General features: G+C 62.4%; 23 protein-coding genes. 9 read left to right on the forward strand and 14 right to left on the reverse strand.

Translation table 11 applies throughout. The features are described from left to right. Positions 1–202: 202 nt before the first annotated feature. Positions 203–1,756: a NarK family nitrate/nitrite MFS transporter gene (locus MY494_RS08865; protein WP_247909890.1), complete on the forward strand. Its 1,554-nt coding sequence runs from the start codon at positions 203–205 to the stop codon at positions 1,754–1,756. A gap of 81 nt (positions 1,757–1,837) precedes the next feature. Further along, positions 1,838–4,060: a molybdopterin oxidoreductase family protein gene (locus MY494_RS08870; protein WP_247909891.1), complete on the forward strand. Its 2,223-nt coding sequence runs from the start codon at positions 1,838–1,840 to the stop codon at positions 4,058–4,060. On the opposite strand, the gene MY494_RS08875 is transcribed toward MY494_RS08870, so the two are convergent. Further along, positions 4,041–4,508: a nitrate reductase associated protein gene (locus MY494_RS08875; protein WP_247909892.1), complete on the reverse strand. Its 468-nt coding sequence runs from the start codon at positions 4,506–4,508 to the stop codon at positions 4,041–4,043. The two genes, MY494_RS08870 and MY494_RS08875, sit on opposite strands and share 20 nt — an antisense overlap. Positions 4,509–4,640: 132 nt before the next feature. Between MY494_RS08875 and MY494_RS08880 the strand changes: the two genes are divergently transcribed. Together MY494_RS08880 and MY494_RS08885 are read left to right on the forward strand one after the other, a co-directional pair. Continuing rightward, positions 4,641–4,802: a hypothetical protein gene (locus tag MY494_RS08880; RefSeq protein ID WP_247909893.1), complete on the forward strand. Its 162-nt coding sequence runs from the start codon at positions 4,641–4,643 to the stop codon at positions 4,800–4,802. A gap of 27 nt (positions 4,803–4,829) precedes the next feature. Then, on the forward strand, positions 4,830–5,027 hold the full coding sequence (locus MY494_RS08885) for a hypothetical protein (RefSeq protein ID WP_247909894.1): 198 nt from the start codon (positions 4,830–4,832) through the stop codon (positions 5,025–5,027). A 9-nt stretch (positions 5,028–5,036) separates the two neighbouring features. Here MY494_RS08885 and MY494_RS08890 read toward each other — a convergent pair whose 3' ends face one another. Beyond that, positions 5,037–6,101 (reverse strand): anthranilate phosphoribosyltransferase family protein, encoded by a 1,065-nt coding sequence (locus MY494_RS08890; protein ID WP_247909895.1) that lies wholly within the window; start codon positions 6,099–6,101, stop codon positions 5,037–5,039. A 223-nt stretch (positions 6,102–6,324) separates the two neighbouring features. On the opposite strand from MY494_RS08890, the gene cynS reads away from it, so the two are divergent. Further along, entirely contained in the window at positions 6,325–6,777 is a 453-nt protein-coding gene (gene cynS / locus MY494_RS08895) for a cyanase (protein WP_371820716.1), read from the forward strand. Between the two features lie 70 nt (positions 6,778–6,847). Here cynS and MY494_RS08900 read toward each other — a convergent pair whose 3' ends face one another. From MY494_RS08900 to MY494_RS08920, 5 genes are all read right to left on the reverse strand, one after another. Continuing rightward, positions 6,848–7,633: a hypothetical protein gene (locus MY494_RS08900; protein ID WP_247909896.1), complete on the reverse strand. Its 786-nt coding sequence runs from the start codon at positions 7,631–7,633 to the stop codon at positions 6,848–6,850. A 3-nt stretch (positions 7,634–7,636) separates the two neighbouring features. Next, positions 7,637–8,527 carry a formate/nitrite transporter family protein gene (locus tag MY494_RS08905; RefSeq protein ID WP_247912008.1) on the reverse strand — a complete coding sequence of 297 codons (891 nt, stop codon included), beginning with the start codon at positions 8,525–8,527 and terminating at the stop codon, positions 7,637–7,639. Between the two features lie 55 nt (positions 8,528–8,582). Beyond that, a complete protein-coding gene (locus MY494_RS08910) occupies positions 8,583–8,756 on the reverse strand; it encodes a ferredoxin--nitrite reductase (RefSeq protein ID WP_247909897.1) in 174 nt (57 codons plus the stop codon). 76 nt (positions 8,757–8,832) lie between these two features. Next, a complete protein-coding gene (locus MY494_RS08915; RefSeq protein ID WP_247909898.1) occupies positions 8,833–10,386 on the reverse strand; it encodes a ferredoxin--nitrite reductase in 1,554 nt (517 codons plus the stop codon). A 211-nt stretch (positions 10,387–10,597) separates the two neighbouring features. Then, entirely contained in the window at positions 10,598–10,789 is a 192-nt protein-coding gene (locus MY494_RS08920; protein ID WP_247909899.1) for a hypothetical protein, read from the reverse strand. Between the two features lie 63 nt (positions 10,790–10,852). On the opposite strand from MY494_RS08920, the gene MY494_RS08925 reads away from it, so the two are divergent. Both MY494_RS08925 and cobA read left to right on the forward strand, forming a co-directional pair. Continuing rightward, entirely contained in the window at positions 10,853–11,446 is a 594-nt protein-coding gene (locus MY494_RS08925) for a hypothetical protein (protein ID WP_247909900.1), read from the forward strand. After that, positions 11,443–12,237, forward strand: a complete 795-nt coding sequence (cobA, locus tag MY494_RS08930; protein ID WP_247909901.1) for a uroporphyrinogen-III C-methyltransferase — start codon at positions 11,443–11,445, stop codon at positions 12,235–12,237. Before MY494_RS08925 ends, cobA begins: the two co-directional genes overlap by 4 nt. Here cobA and MY494_RS08935 read toward each other — a convergent pair. Continuing rightward, positions 12,224–12,595 (reverse strand): hypothetical protein, encoded by a 372-nt coding sequence (locus MY494_RS08935; protein WP_247909902.1) that lies wholly within the window; start codon positions 12,593–12,595, stop codon positions 12,224–12,226. The genes cobA and MY494_RS08935 overlap by 14 nt on opposite strands. A 51-nt stretch (positions 12,596–12,646) precedes the next feature. Beyond that, entirely contained in the window at positions 12,647–12,850 is a 204-nt protein-coding gene (locus MY494_RS08940) for a hypothetical protein (protein WP_247909903.1), read from the reverse strand. Positions 12,851–13,225: 375 nt separating this feature from the next. On the opposite strand from MY494_RS08940, the gene MY494_RS08945 reads away from it, so the two are divergent. Then, the gene (locus MY494_RS08945) at positions 13,226–13,528 is read left to right on the forward strand and encodes a hypothetical protein (protein ID WP_371820717.1); all 303 of its coding nucleotides are present in this window, start codon (positions 13,226–13,228) and stop codon (positions 13,526–13,528) included. Here the strand turns inward: MY494_RS08945 and MY494_RS08950 are convergent. Continuing rightward, complete coding sequence (locus MY494_RS08950) at positions 13,521–15,086, reverse strand: APC family permease (protein WP_247909905.1); 1,566 nt, start codon at positions 15,084–15,086, stop codon at positions 13,521–13,523. The genes MY494_RS08945 and MY494_RS08950 overlap by 8 nt on opposite strands. 74 nt (positions 15,087–15,160) lie before the next feature. Between MY494_RS08950 and MY494_RS08955 the strand changes: the two genes are divergently transcribed. Then, positions 15,161–15,631: a hypothetical protein gene (locus tag MY494_RS08955; RefSeq protein ID WP_247909906.1), complete on the forward strand. Its 471-nt coding sequence runs from the start codon at positions 15,161–15,163 to the stop codon at positions 15,629–15,631. Between the two features lie 11 nt (positions 15,632–15,642). On the opposite strand, the gene ureC is transcribed toward MY494_RS08955, so the two are convergent. The 4 genes from ureC to MY494_RS08975 all read right to left on the reverse strand — a co-directional run bounded on the left by ureC (position 15,643) and on the right by MY494_RS08975 (position 18,969). Beyond that, positions 15,643–17,355, reverse strand: coding sequence for an urease subunit alpha (gene ureC / locus MY494_RS08960; RefSeq protein WP_247909907.1), 1,713 nt, complete (start codon positions 17,353–17,355; stop codon positions 15,643–15,645). 10 nt (positions 17,356–17,365) lie between these two features. Then, the gene (locus tag MY494_RS08965) at positions 17,366–17,683 is read right to left on the reverse strand and encodes an urease subunit beta (protein WP_247909908.1); all 318 of its coding nucleotides are present in this window, start codon (positions 17,681–17,683) and stop codon (positions 17,366–17,368) included. Between the two features lie 6 nt (positions 17,684–17,689). Next, a complete protein-coding gene (locus tag MY494_RS08970; protein ID WP_247909909.1) occupies positions 17,690–17,992 on the reverse strand; it encodes an urease subunit gamma in 303 nt (100 codons plus the stop codon). Between the two features lie 65 nt (positions 17,993–18,057). Continuing rightward, on the reverse strand, positions 18,058–18,969 hold the full coding sequence (locus tag MY494_RS08975; RefSeq protein ID WP_247909910.1) for an urease accessory protein UreD: 912 nt from the start codon (positions 18,967–18,969) through the stop codon (positions 18,058–18,060). Positions 18,970–19,014 lie beyond the last annotated feature (45 nt).

The raw sequence follows: 19,014 nt of genomic DNA on the forward strand, positions 1-19,014 counted from the left end.
ACTACCTGCGGGATAAGTGATAAGTGCCATTAATTCCTCTCATTAGGCCGCGCCCTGCTTTGCGGTCGAGTTGCTCTTTGGTAACTGTCGTTACCCGAGTCAGTAGGTGGCGAGTGGTCCAATCTCTTCAGCGCTTGATGCGCTGTCCCCCTGGTCGCTGCTTTTTTGAAGGCCTGGGCTCATCCCACTGTCCCTGTCCTCCATGCTTAGCGATCTTTGGTCGCTCCAGGGGAGATATCGCACTCTTCATCTCACCTGGTTCGCCTTCTTCCTGACGTTTGTCGTCTGGTTCAACCTTGCTCCTCTAGCGACAACCGTTAAGGCCGACCTTGGCCTTGACCTAGGTCAAATTCGTACCGTTGCGATCTGCAACGTTGCACTCACGATTCCCGCTCGCGTGCTGATTGGCATGCTGCTGGACAAGTTCGGTCCCCGTAAGACCTATTCGGGCATTCTTGTCTTCTCGGTGATTCCCTGTCTGCTGTTTGCATCAGCGCAGGACTTCAATCAGCTGGTGGTTGCTCGCCTGCTGCTCTCCATTGTTGGTGCCGGCTTTGTGATCGGTATCCGCATGGTGGCTGAATGGTTTCCGCCCAAAGAGATCGGTCTGGCGGAAGGGATCTACGGCGGTTGGGGCAACTTTGGCTCGGCCTTCTCCGCACTGACTCTCGTCGCCCTGGCTGGCTTCCTCTCCTTCTCAGGTGGCTTCGAGCTCCCCACTGGCGCCATCTTGAATTGGCGTGGAGCAATTGCTCTGACCGGCATTATTTCGGCCGTCTACGGGGTGATCTACTTCTTTAACGTCACCGATACTCCCCCGGGAAAGACCTACCAAAAGCCCGCTAAGTCCGCTGGTCTTGAAGTGACCTCCATGCGGGACTTCTGGGGCCTGCTGGGCATGAATGTTCCCTTCGCGGCCATTCTCTGCGTGCTCTGCTGGCGCCTGCAAAAGGTTGGCTTCCTGAACGCCGGCACCTATCCCCTGGCGCTCCTCGCAGTTCTCGTTTGGTTTGGCTTCCAGACCTGGGGCATTATTCGCACCAACCGCGACCTGATCAACGGCGTTAAGCAATACCCCAAGGACGACCGCTACGAGTTCAAGCAGGTCGCCATTCTGGAGCTCACCTACATCGTGAACTTCGGATCTGAGTTGGCGGTTGTCTCCATGCTGCCGACATTCTTTGAGACCACGTTTGATCTTCCGAAGGCAACTGCCGGCATCCTGGCGTCCTGTTTTGCCTTTGTGAACTTGGTGGCTCGCCCCGGTGGCGGCCTGATTTCCGACAAGCTCGGTAGCCGCAAAAACACCATGGCCTTCCTCACCGGTGGCCTGGGCATTGGTTACTTGATCATGAGCATGATCAAGCCGGGCACCTTCTCCGGTTCCCTGGGCATCACCGTCGCGGTGTTGATCACGATGCTCGCCTCGTTCTTCGTCCAGGCCGGTGAAGGCGCCACCTTCGCGATGGTGCCCCTGGTCAAGAAGCGCGTCACGGGTCAGATCGCAGGTCTGGTGGGCGCCTACGGCAACGTTGGTGCGGTTGCTTACCTGACGATCTTCAGCCTCCTGCCGATGTGGATGGGTGGCGGCAAGGATCCCTCTGCAGAGATCGTTGCTTCCTCCAACAGCGCCTTCTTCCAGATCCTCGGGATTGCCGGATTGATCGTTGCTTTCCTCTGCTTCTTCTTCCTCAAGGAGCCCAAGGGTTCCTTCTCTGCAGAGCACGCTGACGAGAAGGTGCTCGTCAACGCTTGATTCACCCCCAACACAGGGGTCTGTTCGGGGCGGCCCCGTTGAGCTGCCCCTTTTTCATTTGACGCTGTTTTGGGTGTGGTGATGGCCTCCGGCAACGTGCGCAGCCAATGTCCCTACTGCGGGGTGGGCTGTGGTCTTGAACTGATTCCACCGGCCTTGCCGGGCCAGGCGGTCAAGCGTGATGCCGAGGGCAATCCCATGTGGACGGCTCGGGGTGACCGCCAGCATCCCTCGAGCCTGGGCCAGGTCTGCATCAAGGGGGCGACCGTTGGCGAGACCTTGGCCCGGGGGCGCCTTCGCGAGCCCCTCTATCGCGCCAGCCTGGACGAACCGTTCCAACCCATCACTTGGGAGCAGGCGATGGACCTGCTGGTGGGCCGCATCCGCAGCACCTTGGCCACCAAGGGCCCCGATGCGATTGCGATGTATGGATCGGGCCAGTTCCACACCGAGGACTACTACCTGGCTCAGAAGCTGTTGAAAGGTGCGTTGGGCACGAACAACTTCGATGCCAACTCCCGCCTGTGCATGAGCTCCGCGGTGGCGGGCTACACCCGCAGCCTGGGCTCCGACGGCCCCCCGGCCTGTTACGAGGATTTGGACCACTGCACAGTGGCCTTCCTGATCGGGACCAACACCGCGGAATGCCACCCGGTGCTGTTTCAGCGCCTCTTGAAACGCAAAAAGCGCAATCCCGGCAGCGTGAAGATCGTCGTCGTCGATCCCCGCTTAACGGAGACCGCGAAGGCTGCGGATGTGCATCTGCCCATCGCTCCTGGCACGGACCTGGCGTTGCTCCACGGCCTGGCCCATCTGGTCCTCCGTGAGAACGGTCAGGACCCGGCGTTCATTGACGATCACACCGAGAACTACAAGGCCTTCTTTGATCTCGCGGCTCGCTGGACGCCGCGCAAGGTTGCTCGGTTCTGCAACATTCCAGAAAAGCGGCTGCGGGAGGTGGCGGAGCTCTTCCACCGCCGTGAGCGGGTGCTCAGCCTGTGGTCGATGGGGGTCAACCAGCGGCGCGAAGGCACCGCGGTGGTGGGTGGTCTGATCAACCTGCATTTGTTGACCGCTCAGATCGGCAAGGAGGGTGCGGGTCCCTTCTCCCTGACGGGCCAGCCCAATGCCATGGGTGGACGCGAGGCCGGGGGCCTGGCCCATCTGTTGCCGGGCTACCGCGTTGTGACCAATTCCGAGCACCGCCAGGAGGTTGAACAGGCCTGGCAGTTCCCCGCCGGACGCATTGCGGCGGCCCCCGGCTTGGCGGCCTGGCAACAGGTGGAGGCGATGGAGCGGGGTGAGCTGGATTTGTGGTGGGTGGCCGCCACCAATCCTTTGGTGAGCATGCCGGACCTCGATCGGGTCAAGGCCGCGATGCGGCGCTGCCCGTTGGTGGTGGTCAGTGACGCCTACGCGGATACCGAAACCTCCCACTACGCGCACCTGTTGTTGCCCGCGGCCCAATGGAGTGAAAAGGCTGGGGCGATGACCAATTCGGAGCGTCGGGTGACCTATTGCCCGGCCTACCGCCCCCGCCATGGGGAGAGCCGTCCGGATTGGGAGGTGTTCGCCGAGGTGGGCCGGCGTTTGGGTTTTGAGGAGCAATTCAGCTACGCCTCTGCCGCGGAGGTGTACGCGGAATTCAGTCAGCTCACGGTGGGCCGACTCTGTGATGTCTCCGGTCTCAGTCACGCTTTGTTGGAGGAGGCGGGCCCGCAGCAGTGGCCCTTCCCCGCGGGGGCATCAGCCAGCAGCGAGGCCAAGCGGCTCTACAGCGACCATCAATTCGCAACGCCTTCGGGTCGTGCCCGCTTCTGCACGGATCAACCCATGGGTCTGGCGGAGCCCCCCTGCGAGACCTACCCGTTGGTGCTCACCGTGGGCCGGTATCTCGGTCAGTGGCACACGATGACCCGCACGGGGAAGGTCGAGCGGTTGCAGACCATGCACCCGAAGCCTCTGTTGGAGGTGCATCCGCAAGATGCCTTGGAGCTGCAGTTAAAGGATGGGGAGCTCGCCGCCGTGAGCTCCCGCCGCGGACACATCACGGCGACGGTGAAGGTCACCGATCGCATCCGCCGGGGCTCGGTGTTTCTGCCGATGCATTGGGGGTTCACCCAGGAGAACGCCTGTGAGGCCAACACCTTGATGCACGATCAGGCCTGCCCGGTTTCCAAGCAGCCCGAACTCAAGGCCTGCGCCGTGATCGTTGCTCCAGCGGTGTCGGTGGTGAAGCCGCTCGAGCAGGAGGCCGGACGGCTCGAGGCACTCCGCCGCTGGTTTACGCCAGCACTTCGCTGAAGGCCGCCTCCAGGTTGTGGTGGTCATGCCCCGGCCGCGCCAGCTTGCAGAGGGCAAAGCGCTCGAGCTCGCTGAGGGCGGACCACTGCTCGGGCTGGAGGGTGATGCCGCGGTTCTGGGCGGCGGCGGTGAGGAGCTCGGGGATCTCGAGGGGGTTCTGCCAGGTCTCCCCGGTTGAGATCGGCAGCGTTTTGGCCTGACCGTCGGCCATGGACTCGGTGCACGCCAGCAGGTGTTGGCGCAGTTGAGCGAGGCCCTCCGGCGTGTCCTCCCAGTCGACGAGGCTCTGCCGTTGCGTTTGGTTCAGGGCCAGCCAGTGGTTGAGCTTGAGCTTGACGCCACAGAGATCCAGCTTGCGGCGCACGCAGAGGGGAATGCAGCGCCAATTGCCGATGAAATCGCTCTCGAAGTCAAAGCAATGGCTTGCCGAGGGGGCCTCAGAGGTCACGGCCAGACGGGGTTCTGGTAGTGATTTTGACGCTTCTGGGGATTGCTGGCAGTGGGGTGAACGGTTTGGTGTCAACGGCACCCAAATGCGTCCGTTGATCTCTTCAAACTCACCTCAATCAACCGCTCTGCCATGCGTCTCGCCGTTGCTCTTGGGGTGTTGCTGGGCGGTTCCCATGGCTGGCTGAGCAGCGATCGTCTGTTGGCCGGCGCAGCCGCTTGGTCCATCGCACCGGCGGCTTCCACAACGTTTTGGACTGGTTCAGCTGGCGATGGCTGGCTGGCGTCTCCATAGTGGTTGGGTCGAATCCCTTCTGCCGTCATGGCAACCAAAACTGGAGTCGCGGCTCAGGGCCGCCATCCCCTGACCATTGCTACGGGTTTCGTCGGAGCCTTTGTTGTGGCGTCCTTGGGCGTTCAGCTCATCCGTAGCGCTTCCGTCTCGACCTCTGCACCCGCTTCGGTGCAGCCCGTGATCGCTGGTCAAGCCGCGATGTGGCAAGTCCTGGGCGAGCGCTGAGTTCGCTTGTCAACCCATCTCCTGGCGGAGCCGTTGGAGATGGGTCATGACGGCCCCTGAGCTGAGCAGTTCCCGGCAACGCTCCAGTCCGTTGGCATGGGTGCTCTCAAGACCCGCCTGCCATACATAGGTGCCGGCATTCCAGATCAGAGCAGTCGCGAGTTCCCCTTGCCCGCCAAGGGCGGCTGCGGCTTGGCTGCTCCAGGTCTCCAGTCCTTCCCAGAGGGGATCAGCCCCGTAGCAACCGTTGTCCCTGGGGTGGAGGATCTGGCGTCCCTCGTCCTCGGGGCCTGGTCGGCCGGTGACGCAAGCCCGGCTGATGGGCAGATCGGTGCTTCCTTCGAGACCTTTCACGGTGAGCACGTTGGTTTCTCCGGCGAGTTCGAGTGCTTTCCAGGCCCGCGCTTCGGTGGGTGGGTGCACAAAGCCACTGACCAGGAGATGCTCGCCTTGGTGCGCAGTCCAGAGCAGTTCCAGGCTCGCGAGGGGTGGCCTCTTGCCAAGGTCCTCTCGATAGGGAATCAGGGATTCGGCATCGGGTAGGTGATCGGGTTGATGCACCAGGGCCAGATCGCAGCACTGGAGCTTCTCTTGCACCCAGGCAACACTGCGGCCGGCCAGTTGGAGCCCCAGGGCGGCGAAGAGCTCCATGGCCGTGATTCCGTACTTCACCGGAATCCGGCCGGCCCCTTGCAGGACCACGGGTAGCCCGGCGCTGGAGAGCACTAGAGCGGTGAGCGGATAAATCGGGGCCGTTCGGGTCCGCCCGTCGAAGGGCATGCCGAAGCTGATGGCCGGCTTCTCGGTCCTGAGTTGAGGGCCCCGCTGGCGGTAAACATCGAGCATCCCGGTGAGTTCCTGGGGTTCGGGCCGGCGGATGCGGTGGGCGATCAGGAAGGCACCGATTTGGGCCGGACTGGCCGCTCCGTCGAGCATGAGCTCGAGGGCATGGGCGGCCTCTTCACGGCTGAGGCCACGGCTGGTGTGCTCGCCACTGCCTACCTTTTGCAGGTACGCCTTGAATGTTGCTCGGCCTTGGGGCGTGCTGTCGGTGACGGGTGCGGCGACGGTCATGCCGACAGAGGGACACTGAATTGATTTTCTGTGGCCACAGGACCGGTTCTGGTAGCAGCGGCTACTAATCGGTTGCCGGCTCCGTAGCAACGGCTGCGCAGCGCGTGCGCAACTGCGGCGATTCTTGTTGCTGAACGGATGGCAGATAGCGCTCCATTCTGTTCGCTCCTCTCATCGCTATTAGCCTGTCTCCATGACGGTTACACCTGTTTCCATGCCCTCGCTGGCTGCTCCTTCGCCAGCCACAATCACCGCCACCTTGATGGCAGCAAAGAAGGCCAAGGGCCTCAGCTTTGCCGACCTGGAATCCGCGCTGGGTCGTGACGAGGTTTGGATTGCTTCGTTGTTCTATGGCCAGTCCACCGCCTCGCCCGAAGAGGCTCAGAAGCTCGCTGAACTGTTGAGCCTTGATCACGCCATTGCCGAGGCCCTGCAAGCCTTCCCGACCAAGGGTGGCCTGGATCCTGTGATCCCCACCGACCCACTGATCTATCGCTTCTACGAGATCATGCAGGTCTATGGAATGCCCCTGAAGGACGTCATTCAAGAGAAGTTTGGCGACGGCATCATGAGTGCCATCGACTTCACTCTGGATGTCGACAAAGTTGAAGATCCCGCTGGTGATCGCGTCAAGGTCACCATGTGCGGCAAATTCCTTCCCTATAAAAAGTGGTGAGTTGATCTCCCCATGCAAAAGCCCCCGCAAGGGGGGCTTTTTTTATGGTCACAAACCTCAGAGTGAAAACCTAGGCATTGATGGCTTGTTCAATCCAGGCGCGATGTCGGATCTGGGCCTTGAGCTGACGCTCCAGCGGCTCTTCGAGCACTGTGCCGGCTAGCTGGCTGCGTAGGGCTAGCAAGTGTTGGCAGCTCTCGAGGCTGCCGATGCAACCGAGGGCTTGAAGAGCTGTCTCAGCCACACCTGGCAGTGCATCCGGGCTGATGCGGCTGCTGATCGCCTCTAAGACGACGGGTTCGTTGCGCCTTTGCAAAAGCTTGATTGTGGCGATGACAACCTCGGACCGGAAATCCTCCAGGAGTGGGGTCGTCAGCCGCAGAACTTCGCTGGCTTCGAGGCTGCGGTTGCGGAAGGTCAGCAGCGTCAGTCCTGCCAGGCGATGGCTTTGGCCAGGGGCCCTCAGTGCGTCTTCGATGATCGTGATGTCGATCAGGTTTCCCCAGCAACCCAGCGCTTCAAGCACCTCAGGCTCAAGCTCGCCGGCATTCGGAAGCCAGGCCAAGAGTTGCTCGCAGGCTTGGGGGTGGTGACAGATGCCCAGGGCGCGGATCAGCGGTCTCGTGATGCCCTGCGATTGGCAGAGGGGAAGGATCCAATCGATAGCCTCGGGTCCAGCCATCCCCAAGCGCTCAGCGAGGCTGAGGGCGAGGGATGGATCACAGACCCGAGGCAGAAGATTGCTCAGTTCCTCAAGGGAGAGGGGCTGCCGCCGCCAGCGTCCCAGCCGCTCGCTTAAAGCAGCTTCCTCCAACGGTGAGAGGAGCCCGGAAACGGAGGCGACAGCGGTTCCCACGGATCAGCGAGCCCCCAGCTCAGCGGCCAGCTCGCGCTCGAGCTTGTCGTCGTGCTCGTTAGGCAGAACGTTGGCCATCTTGGTGCGATGGGTGCTGTAGAAGAGCATTCCGATGAACACCATCCCGCCGACGATGTTGCCAAGGGTGACGGGGATGAAGTTCCAGACGATCACCTTGCCGAAGGGGACGCCAGAGCCCAGCAGGGGACCGGCGGTGTGAAGGAACTGGTTCACCACGATGTGCTCCATGCCCATCGTTTGGAAGGCCGTGATCGGCAGCCAGCAGGCGAGCAGTTTGCCGGGGACGCTCTTGCTCACCAAGGCCATGGTCACGCCCAGGCAGACGAGCCAGTTAGCGACCAATCCGCGTAGGAAAGCCAGGAAGAAGCCAGTGCTGCCGAGGGCTTCGTACTTGGTGATGACGTTGAGCTTGTTCAGTTTGATGATAGTGGCGGCCACGACCTGCCAGCCCTTGCCACCATCGGCAGCGGCCAGAGGTTCAACGGTGCCAGCGCTGGTGAGGCTGACCCACATGATCAGCGCCACCACCAAGGTGCCGATGAAGTTGCCGATCCAGACCCAGGTCCAGTTGCGGAAGGTGGAGCCCCAGCTCGCCTTGCCCGCCCAAACGCTCATGGGCAGCAGGGCGAAGTTGCCAGTGACGAGCTCCATGCCGAAGAGCACGATGCTGGCGAAACCGAAGGGGAAGAGCAGCGAGCCCAGGAAGGGCATCTTGCTCTGGGCGGCCACAGTCAGAGCAAGAATGACGGCGAGGCCAAGGATGGCGCCGGAATAGAAACCGCGGATCAGCAGGTTCTTGACGCTGACCGTGGCCTTTTTGCCGCCGGCGGCAATCATGCCGTCGACGAGCTCGTTGGGTAAGACGTAGTCCATTTGTGAGGCTGTAGCGCTCATGTGCCGCTATAGAGAAGGTGGATGGGTGGTGGACTTAACCGCTGATGCGGTTCATCAAGCGAGAAACGATGTCTTGACTGCCGTTGGGCCGATTGACCGGAGCTTTGTCGTCGCCACTGCTGCTGATCCAATTGACAAAGCGAGAAAAAAGATCGCGTTTGTTTGGGTTTGTTTGTGATGTCATGTTGAGGATCCAGGTGTCATCCAATTGAGGGCAGGCTTCAGAAGACAGGAGCGCCTGATCTCAAAAACTGTGGCTAATTTGTATTGACGACTGCGGTGTTCTAAGTCCGAGGCTTGGCGCCAAACTGTTCAATTAGAACTTCTTTGAGGACCGCTTGGATTTGACTCGCCGGTATTCCTTTGCGGTGCATTTCACCGACCTGTGGATTGGCGCCTTGTGAACCGCCAATGGTGAGGTTGTAGCCCTCGCCCATGCCGCCGTCGGGTTGTTTGGTTTTGGTCCCGGTGAGGCCGATGGCTCCCATGTAGGCCTGGCCGCAGGTGTTCGGGCAGCCTGTCCAGTGGATCTTCAGCTCCTCCGGCAGAACCAATTCGCGATCGAGGGCCTCAGCGGCTGCGAGGGCCTGATCTTTGGTGTTGGTGAGGGCAAAGCTGCAGTAGGTGTTGCCGGTGCAGCTCACGGTTCCAGCGGCGATGTGGCTGGGGTGGAGGCTGAAGCGCTGCAGCAGTGGCTCGGCCTCAAAGGCCTGGAGTTGGGTGCTGGCGATGCCGGTGAAGATGACGTTCTGATCTTCCGTGAGCCGGACTGAACCATCGCCATGGCGCTCGGCAAGTGCGGCGATGTCCTGGAAGTCTTCGGCGCGCAGGCGGCCGACGGGGATATGGACGCCGGCGTAGTGCAGGTCCTCTTGTTTCTGAGGGTGGATGCCGTAGTGGGAGCGGGGTTCGGCATCAAAGACTGAGCCCGGATCGGGGGTGAGGGGGCCGAAGCGCTCTTCAACCATGGCCCGGAATGTCTCCAGCCCCACCTCGTCGAGGTACAGACGGAAGCGGCCCTTGGGGCGCTTGTCCCGTTCACCGTTGTCGCGCCAGATCTTGATGACGGCCTCGGTGATCGCGCAGATCTGATCCGGCTTGACCCAGGCATTCAAGGGAACGGCGTAGGCGTTCATCTGAGAGGAAAGAATGCCGCCAATCCAGACGCCAAACCCCATCTCACCGTTGTTCTCAACGGGGTGGAAGGCGATGTCGTTGTGGAGCAGGAAGTTGTCGCGGGCGCCGGCAACGGCCGTGTTCCATTTCCGCGGCAGGTTGGAGAACTCGGGGTTCCCCTGGTGGTTGCTGGTGAGGAAGTTCTCGAGCTCCTGGGTGTAGGGCCGCGTGTCCACAATTTCCAGGGGATCGATGCCGGCGATCGGGTTGCCGGTGACGTTCCGCGGGTTGTCGAAGGCGGACTGAATCGTGGTCAGGCCGACCGCTTTGAGTTGACCCAGGATCTCGGGCAGGTCCTCGAGGAGGATGCCGCGCATCTGAATGTTCTGGCGCGTCGTGATGTCGGCGCTGCCGTTGCTGCCGTAGCGGGCAACGACATTGCCGACGACCCGCAGTTGCTCGGCGGAGATCACCCCGTTGGGGACCCGCAAGCGCATCATGAAGAGCCCCGGTGTCTTGGGTCTCCAGAACATGCCGTACCACTTCAGGCGCAACTGAAGGTCGGTCTCGTCAACGTTTTCCCAACCCAGTTGGGCGAATTTTTCAATCTCACTGCCAACAAGCAGGCCATCTTTGGCTGCTTTGTTCTGCTCGATCTTGTTGAGCTTTTTGCCTTCGAGCCAGCTGGGCAGTGTGTTGGACAGTGTTGGCGTTGCCACCATGGGAAATCGGTTCAGATGAAGTCAGCAACTGAGCCGTTTCCAAAGAAATGAACGACTAGTGGGATGAATGAAATCACTCGCCCTGTCACCTCTTGTGTCGCCGTTGCTACGGATCGAGGTTGTTCGCGGGGAGTGGAGAAAAGGGTGTCAACGGATACCTAAAGGGGACCCGTCTTCCGGGTTGATGGTGTCGCTTTCCGCTTCTGGTAGCTCAGTATTGGCGTCCGATTTCGCCCAGCATCCGGGTCGCACCGTTGCGAATCATTTGCCAGACCTTTCCCATGGCGGCGAGGTCGGCGTCCAGCTCACGCCTCCAGTGCGGGACGGGCTGCATCTGCCGGTAGCGGGGACGTTCGTAGGCAGGCCGTCGGCGGGAGCTGGGCAGGGGGCGAGTGGATGGCATCGTGAACCTATGGATCCGGTGGTAGCGACTCCATCAGCAGGGCCGGGGTGCTGGCGGTGGCCGTTGCTACCGAAGCCCGTTGCTGGCGAGCACTCCCCCCTACTCCTGGTCGTTCATGGCCATGCCGGTGGTCAGATCCCAGAGGTTCTGGAGGATCTGGTTTCCGAGTTGGCCCGGGGCCGTCAGGCTCCCGTTTGGATGCAGGCTCTGACCGCGGATCCCCTGGAGCTGCCCCCAGGCCTGCCGCTGGTCTTGGTTCCGCTGCTGTTGACTCCAGGCAGTCACGTTCGCGCGGACATCCCGGCCATTCGTCAGCGCCTGCGTGACCAGGGACATCGTGTTCGGGTCCTTCCTTTCCTGGGCGCTTGGGGGCCCTGGCTGGAGCATTTGCGCGGCTTGGCCGCTCCCGCGGTTCTGCACCATCCGCTTCGGCCAGGGGTGGCGGATCGCTATCTCGCGGCCTTAAGCGCGTACGTCGGTGTGCCCTGCTTAAGTGCAGATCGCAGTGGTGAAGGCGATGCGGCGGCATTGCCCCTGGCCCTGGCTCCCAATCGGATGACGGCCCATCTGCGCACCGAAGACTCCGCCTGTCTGGCGTTGCTGGAGCGCCCCGCCACCCGTCAGTTTTTGCTCAACCTCCTCCTTGATCTGCCATGACCGCTGACATTGCCGGCAAGGTGTATTTGGTGGGCGCGGGTCCTGGTGATCCCGACCTATTGACGGTCAAGGCCCATCGCTTGCTGAGCCAGTGCGATGCGCTCGTCTACGACTCCTTGGTGCCTCGCGAGGTGCTGGCCTTGGTGCCGGAGGGCGCTGAGCAGCACTTTGTGGGTAAGCGCCGGGGGCATCACTCCGTGCCCCAGCCCAGCACCAATGCGGTGCTCGTTGAGATGGCCAAGCGCCATCGCTGTGTCGTGCGCTTAAAGGGTGGCGATCCCTTTCTGTTTGGTCGCGGTGGTGAGGAAGCGGCCCATCTGGAGCGCCATGGTGTGGCGGTGGAGGTCGTGCCCGGAGTGACCGCTGGCATTGCCGCACCGGCCTACGTGGGGATTCCCGTGACCCATCGCCGGGCGGGTAGTTCCGTCACCTTCGTGACGGGGCATGAGGAAATCGACAAGCGACGACCCGGTGTCGATTGGCGCGGTTTGGCCCGCAGCAGTGACGGTCTGGTGATCTACATGGGACTGCACAACCTGCCCCATATCTGTGAAGAGTTGATCGCTGGTGGCTTGGAGGCGTCCACCCCTGCGGCGGCGGTGCAGCAAGGCACGGTTCGCGGTCAGAAGGCGGTGGTTTCCACCTTGGGCGGCCTAGCCGCAGCCGTTCAGGAGGCTGAGTTGGCCTCACCTTCGATCGTCGTGATTGGCGATGTCGTGAATCAACGGGTCGAGAGCTGTGCCCCCGAGCCGGCGATGGTGGAGATGCCGATTCCCCTCAAACAGGGTTGAGTGCGATCTGCGGGCGCCGGGGTCGTCTCAGGTGCAGCCGCTGCAGGGACCAGCCCCGCTCAGGACTCATTTGCTGGGCGCTCAGCCAGCTGTCGTCGCGATCTTTAAGCGCTGCTCGATCGCTGACCTCTTCTCCGCCATAGAGCAGATGGATGATCCGATCGGGATCAATGTCCAGTTCAGCCACCTCATCCCAGAGGGATTGGCTGGCGTGGGCATCCGCCCGTCCGATTTGTGCATCCGCCAACTGCTGGGACAGAAGGATCACCAGGGCTTGTTCTTTGCGAGCGGTAAAGCTGTCACTGCTCACCATGGCCCGGCCCGGGCGGTTGGTGCAGCTGCTGGAGGGGGCTGTCATTGCAACCTTCCAATGATGGGACTAACGCTACTCAGATCCGCGCGAATTGGCTTAAGCCTCAGCGCGCCAATTCGGTAGTCCGAGCGCATCCCGCTGGCTGAAGCGTTCGCAGACGGCATAGGCCGCGGGCAGGTTGGCCACGCGCTCCCAGCTTCCGTCGCTGTCGTTGTGGTTCACGACGTAGCCACCGCCCCCATCACGGGCGATGCGGCAGCCGTCACCGGTGAGTCCGACGAGATGCAGATGGTTGCCCATGAATCCGACTGCTGATTGAGTGATTTCTAAGGCCTGCGAATGGGCTCGGACTCTGTGTTCGTTTCCCCACGCAATCAAACTTGAGCCTTCAGAACACAATCGGAAGGGCTCTTCATTTTTTCTTCGGGATCGCCCCTGATTGCGGCTGAATTCTTGGTTTTTGTAGGTCCATATGCCTAGAGCGGAGCGCGCTGGGATGGATCACCTCTGATCCCCGGTTGCGTTCAGTGTCAGGAACTCGTCATCCCTTGGGTTGTTTTTGGCTGAGGTATTGCCTCTCGCGCTGAATAGCTTGCGTTTGAAGAATCAGGCAGAGGGCTGGGTTCCGTGTCAGAGCCACTGGCTGAGCACCGACGAGAAAAGCGCTTCCCTGCGGTGCTTGCAGTCACCCTTCCCCTACGCAGGTTCACCGCCGCACCTGGGCTGGATCATCGGCCTTGGCAGCCTGCTGATCTCTTGGATCTCAGCTCTTGCGGCGCGGCTGTGTTGGTCCAGGCCATCCAGCCTTTCGAGACTGGTGCTGAGCTCAGCCTCGATTGTTCAGGCCTAGCGAGTCTCGGTCGATCGGAGCTCGAGGCCGTCGTCCGTTGGTCTCAAGTCGCTGCGCATTTGGACGATTTGGGGGTGCTGGGCCTGGAGTTCACGCAGCCCTTGGCGTCTTGGCCCTCGATTAGTTGATCTGCACCTTGGCTTCGCTGGAGGCCTGCTGCAGCCGGGCTCCCACAGCGATAGGGAACATGGCTAGCGAGAACGCGCTGGCGAGGATGATCTGGGTCAGTTCGCCTCCCGGGACTAGGCGATCAGGACCGCTCACCTCGGCGAGCAGCAGCAATCCGAGCAAGTAGCCAAACCACCACCTGCCATGGGCTCCATCGACCCGTTGGCCCTTCCAGTGGTTGATCCCGGCAAAGATCAGGGCTGGAACGAGGACCAGGGCCATCGCTCCTTCAACCGCGCTGCGTCCGCACCACAGGACGGCGCAGCTGGAGATCATGAAAGTGAGTGGGCAGATGACCGCGGCCCAAGGCAGAGCAAAAGCGCGCTGGGCCGTAGGCAGCTGATGGCGCAGGGCCAGCAGGCTGACGGGACCAACGGCGAGGGCAATCACCAAGCAGGCGGTGAGAAAGCTCACGACCTGCTGCCAGCTGGGTCCAAGCAGCAGCATCACGATTCCAATCACCAGGCTCAGGACCAGAGCCGTGCTGGGAACGGCTTGCCGGTTTAGGTGCTCCAGTCGCTTGGGCAACAGGCCAAGGTTGCCCATCATCCAGGCGACCCGGCCTGACAGTCCCAAGTAGGTCATGGCGGTGGCTCCTGGGGAGATCACCGCGTCACTCAGCAGTAAACCCACCACCCAGCTCAGCCCGAGTCCCATGGCGATCGCGACGAGTGGTCCACCGTGGGCGCTGAGTTGCAGAGCCCCCCAGCCCCCGTTCAGGCTGCCGTGGGGGACGGCCACCAAGAACGCCAGTTGCAGCAACAGATAGATGGCAATGGAGAGGCCCAGGCCCAGGCCCATCGCCAGCGGGACGGTGCGTTGGGGATCTCTCGCCTCCCCCGCCAAATCCATGGCTGTGCGAAACCCGAGCAGGCTGAAGAGGATGCCGCCGCCGCTGATGGCCTGAACGACTCCAGGCAGCCAGCTCTCCCCCTGGTTGGGAGGCCCGACACTCACCAGCAAATTGCTCCAGTCGGCGGCACTCAGCATCAGGGCGGCGGAGATCAGTAGGGGGACCACCAACTTCCAGCCGGTCAGCGTGTCGATCCAGCGAGCCAGGGTTTGCACCCCAGACAGGTTGACCCAGGTCATCAACACCAAGAGCACGGCGGCGCAGCCCATCCCCAAGGGACTGAGCACCTGGCCTTGGCCGCCATCGAGGGTGAGCCACGGAAGGTCGCTGGCCAGGTACTGGATCATGGCCAGCACCTCGATGGTGGGCAGGGCCAGGTAGGCGATCCAGGCGCACCAGCCGCCGATGAAGCCCGCGAGGCGGCCATGGCTGAGCATCGGGATTTGCGCCAGGGCGCCTGAACTGGGGACAAGGGCTCCCAGTTCGGCAAACACCATGGCCAAGCCAAAGGCCAGAACCCCGCCGAGGACCCAAGCGATCAAGCTGGCGGCCCCGGCACTGCGGGCGGCATAGAAGGGAGCAAAGAGCCAGCCCGAGCCGATGGTTCCGCTGACCACCGCCAGGGTCAAGCTGCGCAGGCCGAGGCTGCGTGTGAGGCCGCTCATCGCCCTGACTCAGTATTTCGCTTCCCATCCTGGTTGGCTCTGGCTAAAGCGAAACCAGCGACCGTTGTCTTTTGATGTCGGCTTTCTTGCGTGCCGGGCTCACCGCCTTGATCAGTGGTGGTGCCCTGATGGCGTCTGCCCCTGCTCTGGCTTCCTGTCAGTTCCTTACCCCTGTGGGAGGCAATGGCCAGAGCAACGTCGTCACCAAGACCATCAGCCTCGGCAGCCCCTTGCCCTTCAGTCGTCCGAACTGGAACACCGACTTCTTCGTGAATCAGCCCTACCGCCGCTACAAGCTGTTCTTCACCGCCAACTCCTCAGTCAGTGCCACCTATCCAATCCAGGCTTTTCTGAAGTTCACCGATGGCTCGAATCTCCAGGTGGTGAACGAGTCCTATGCCCCCAATCTGGGGTCCGGGCGTCAGTGGGACATTCAGGCCGTTCCTGGCAAAACGGTGAACCAGGTGAACTTCAAGATTGGGGCCAGTCGTGATCAGGCGGCCACGGGCTTCACCTATCGAATCTCCGTGCAGGGCTGTAACTAACTCTTCTTTGCTCAGAGCAGGAAGTAGCGCTGCGCCATCGGCAGCACCTCGGCGGGTTCGCAGCTGAGCAATTCGCCGTTGGCAAACACCTCATAGGTCTGGGGGTCGACCTCCACCTTCGGTAGGGCGGTGTTGTTTTTCATCGCCGCCTTGCTGATGCCACTGCGCGTATTCAGGACCGGGACACAGGCGCGCTCCAGTCCCAGTTTCCGCGGTAGATCGGCATCGAGAGCTGCTTGGCTCACGAAGGTCAGGCAACTGGGGGCCAGCGCTTTCCCGAAGGCCGCGAACATGGGCCGGCCGTGCACGGGGCCGGGCGTGGGGATTGAGGCGTTGGCGTCGCCCATCTGCGCCCAGACGATCGAGCCACCCTTGATGACCAGCTCCGGTTTCACCCCAAAGAAGCCCGGCTTCCAGAGCACGAGATCCGCCAGCTTGCCCACCTCAACGGAACCGACCTGTTGATCGAGGCCATGGGCGATCGCTGGATTGATCGTGGTTTTGGCGATGTAGCGCTTGAGGCGGGTGTTGTCGTTGCGGCTGCTGTCCTCCGGCAGCGCGCCCCGCTGCACCTTCATCTTGTGGGCGGTCTGGAAGGTGCGGGTGATCACCTCCCCCACGCGGCCCATGGCCTGGGAGTCGCTGGCGATGATCGAGAAGGCACCAAGGTCGTGAAGGATGTCTTCGGCGGCAATGGTCTCCCGCCGGATGCGTGACTCGGCGAAGGCCACATCCTCTGGGATCTTGGGATCGAGGTGGTGGCACACCATCAGCATGTCGAGGTGTTCCTCGAGCGTGTTGCGGGTGTAGGGCCTTGTCGGATTCGTGCTGCTGGGCAGGACGTTGGCTTCGCCGCAGATCTTGATGATGTCCGGGGCATGACCGCCTCCAGCCCCCTCGGTGTGGAAGGTGTGGATCGTGCGTCCGCCGATGGCCCGGATCGTGTCTTCGACAAACCCCGCCTCGTTGAGCGTGTCGCTGTGGATGCAGACCTGCACATCCAAGCGATCGGCAACGCTTAAACAGCAGTCGATGGCGGCTGGGGTGGTTCCCCAGTCCTCGTGAAGCTTGAGCCCGCAAGCGCCGGCGTGGACCTGCTCTTCAATCGCCTCGGGGGTGGAGGCATTGCCTTTGCCGAAGAATCCCAGGTTGACCGGCAGACCCTCGGCCGCTTGCAGCATCCGGCCGATATGAAAGGCCCCTGGAGTGCAGGTGGTGGCGTTGGTTCCCGTGGCCGGTCCTGTTCCGCCGCCGAGCAGTGTTGTCACCCCACTGGCGAGTGCCGTTTCGATCTGCTGGGGGCAGATGAAGTGAATGTGGGTGTCGATCGAGCCCGCTGTGAGGATGTGGCCCTCCCCAGCAATCGCTTCGGTGCCTGGGCCCACGACGATGTCGACCCCGGCCTGGGTGTCAGGGTTGCCCGCCTTGCCGATGCCGCAGATGCGGCCATCGCGGATGCCGATGTCCGCTTTGACGATCCCCCACCAATCAAGAATCAGGGCGTTGGTGATGACGGTGTCGACGGCTCCATCGGCGCGGGTGGTCTGGGCTTGGCCCATGCCGTCGCGGATGACCTTTCCGCCGCCGAACTTCACCTCATCGCCGTAGACGGTCAGGTCCCGCTCCACCTCGAGGATGAGTTCGGTGTCCGCCAGGCGCAGGCGATCGCCGGTGGTGGGGCCGTAGGTCTCGGCGTACTGACGGCGGGAAATCCGGTAGGGCATGGGGTGTCAGTCAGTCGAGGGGGCCGTTGATCAGGCCGTTGAAGCCAAAAACGCGCCGCGATCCGGCAAAAGGAACCAGTTGCACTTCGCGGCTGTCGCCGGGTTCAAAGCGGATCGCTGTGCCGGCAGGAATGTCGAGCCGTTGCCCCCGGGTGGCCTCGCGGTCGAAGTGCAGGGCGGCGTTGGCCTCAAAGAAGTGGAAGTGCGAACCCACCTGCACGGGCCGATCCCCCGTGTTGGCTACCAGCACCGTGGTGACGGGGCGGCCGCTGTTGAGTTCCAGCTCGCCAGGTTCAGGGATCAGTTCCCCGGGAATCAATCCAGCCATGGCCGATCAGCGAATGGGGTCGTGCAGGGTCACGAGCTTGGTGCCATCGGGAAACACCGCCTCAATCTGGACTTCATGGACCAGCTCAGGGATCCCCTCCATCACCTGATCGCGGCTCAGCCAGGTGGTCCCCTCGGCCATCAGCTCAGCCACGGTTCTCCCGTCCCGAGCTCCTTCGAGCACGAGAAAACTCAGCCAGGCCACCGCTTCGGGATGGTTGAGCTTGAGACCGCGGTTCAACCGGCGTTCGGCCAGGAGGGCCGCGGTGACGATCAGGAGCTTGTCCTTCTCCTGAGGGGTCAGATGCATGGCGGGGCAGAAGCCTGACATGACTCTGGTTCCGGGATGGGCTGTCCTCTGTTCAGACTGAACAGTCAGGCACGTGTTCCAAGGGGGCTCTCCTGGAATGGCCAGACCCGCGGCGGCTCTGGCGCGGCTTGTCCTTGGAACGAGCGGATCAGGGCCCAAATCCGGCAAAACCAGAACCGGGCGGCCTGGCTGGAGGGGCCGCGGTAGCGGGCCACCAGTCCCTGCTCGAGGGCGCCGCAGGCCATGGTTCCCTCCAGGCCGGCTCGCTGCTCACGGCAGCTTTGGAGCAAGTTCTCGAGCGCTGATGGGCTCAGCACTTCCCCCGCAACCCAGGCCAGGGAGCCGAAGACCGGCTGAGCGGCCATGCCGTGCTCACCGGTTAGCGCTGCATCCTTGAGCTCGAGGCGGTCCACCAATTCCCAGCGCCCGCCGTTGGCTCCGTTGCGGTGGATCTCGAGGGCAGAGCGCCAACAGCCCTGCTCGAGGTCTTCGCCTGCTGCCGTTCGTCCCAGCCGCACGATCTCCGCGCCCAGAAAGCTGGCACCGGGTTCCAGCTCGACGCGGCAGGTTTGCTCGAAGAGGCCATTGGCGTAAAGCACCAGCTCCTGCGGGAGCCATTCCAGTTGACTGCCACCCTTGAGGTCGAACTGCAGGGCTTGCCGAGACCAGATCCCCTGCGGTTGTTGACGGGAGCGTCCCACGCTTCCGTAGACCTTCTGGGCCGCGACGCTGGTCAGCAGGGCTTGGCTCTTGGCTGAGAGCTGGGCCGTGATCTGCAGTTCGTCCCCGCCTACGAGTCCGCCGGCGGTGTGCAGGATCGGCAGCTCGCAATGGCCACTGCTCTGCCATTGCGCCCGCTGCAATTTGAGCGGGGAGCTGGCCTGGCCTTGATGAATGGTGCGTTGGCTGTCCGCTGAGCCCCGCCTCTCGAACTGGAGGTCCAGCCGACCCCTCCAAGCGGATTGAGATTCAGCCATGGGCGCATACTCCGGCCCCGTCGCGCCCGCTTTGGTAGCAACCGG

This window comes from Synechococcus sp. A10-1-5-1, assembly GCF_023115425.1.
In the GTDB taxonomy this organism is placed as follows: domain Bacteria; phylum Cyanobacteriota; class Cyanobacteriia; order PCC-6307; family Cyanobiaceae; genus Vulcanococcus.

What these genes read in the sequence shown, in the direction of transcription:
- MY494_RS08865 (WP_247909890.1), top strand. Translation starts at nt 203, where the DNA reads ATGCTTAGCGATCTTTGGTCGCTCCAGGGGAGATATCGCACTCTTCAT.
- MY494_RS08870 (WP_247909891.1), top strand. Translation starts at nt 1,838, where the DNA reads ATGGCCTCCGGCAACGTGCGCAGCCAATGTCCCTACTGCGGGGTGGGC.
- MY494_RS08880 (WP_247909893.1), top strand. Translation starts at nt 4,641, where the DNA reads ATGCGTCTCGCCGTTGCTCTTGGGGTGTTGCTGGGCGGTTCCCATGGC.
- MY494_RS08885 (WP_247909894.1), top strand. Translation starts at nt 4,830, where the DNA reads ATGGCAACCAAAACTGGAGTCGCGGCTCAGGGCCGCCATCCCCTGACC.
- MY494_RS08890 (WP_247909895.1), bottom strand. Translation starts at nt 6,101, where the DNA reads ATGACCGTCGCCGCACCCGTCACCGACAGCACGCCCCAAGGCCGAGCA.
- MY494_RS08905 (WP_247912008.1), bottom strand. Translation starts at nt 8,527, where the DNA reads ATGGACTACGTCTTACCCAACGAGCTCGTCGACGGCATGATTGCCGCC.
- MY494_RS08915 (WP_247909898.1), bottom strand. Translation starts at nt 10,386, where the DNA reads ATGGTGGCAACGCCAACACTGTCCAACACACTGCCCAGCTGGCTCGAA.
- MY494_RS08920 (WP_247909899.1), bottom strand. Translation starts at nt 10,789, where the DNA reads ATGCCATCCACTCGCCCCCTGCCCAGCTCCCGCCGACGGCCTGCCTAC.
- cobA (WP_247909901.1), top strand. Translation starts at nt 11,443, where the DNA reads ATGACCGCTGACATTGCCGGCAAGGTGTATTTGGTGGGCGCGGGTCCT.
- MY494_RS08935 (WP_247909902.1), bottom strand. Translation starts at nt 12,595, where the DNA reads ATGACAGCCCCCTCCAGCAGCTGCACCAACCGCCCGGGCCGGGCCATG.
- MY494_RS08940 (WP_247909903.1), bottom strand. Translation starts at nt 12,850, where the DNA reads ATGGGCAACCATCTGCATCTCGTCGGACTCACCGGTGACGGCTGCCGC.
- MY494_RS08950 (WP_247909905.1), bottom strand. Translation starts at nt 15,086, where the DNA reads ATGAGCGGCCTCACACGCAGCCTCGGCCTGCGCAGCTTGACCCTGGCG.
- MY494_RS08955 (WP_247909906.1), top strand. Translation starts at nt 15,161, where the DNA reads ATGTCGGCTTTCTTGCGTGCCGGGCTCACCGCCTTGATCAGTGGTGGT.
- ureC (WP_247909907.1), bottom strand. Translation starts at nt 17,355, where the DNA reads ATGCCCTACCGGATTTCCCGCCGTCAGTACGCCGAGACCTACGGCCCC.
- MY494_RS08965 (WP_247909908.1), bottom strand. Translation starts at nt 17,683, where the DNA reads ATGGCTGGATTGATTCCCGGGGAACTGATCCCTGAACCTGGCGAGCTG.
- MY494_RS08970 (WP_247909909.1), bottom strand. Translation starts at nt 17,992, where the DNA reads ATGCATCTGACCCCTCAGGAGAAGGACAAGCTCCTGATCGTCACCGCG.
- MY494_RS08975 (WP_247909910.1), bottom strand. Translation starts at nt 18,969, where the DNA reads ATGGCTGAATCTCAATCCGCTTGGAGGGGTCGGCTGGACCTCCAGTTC.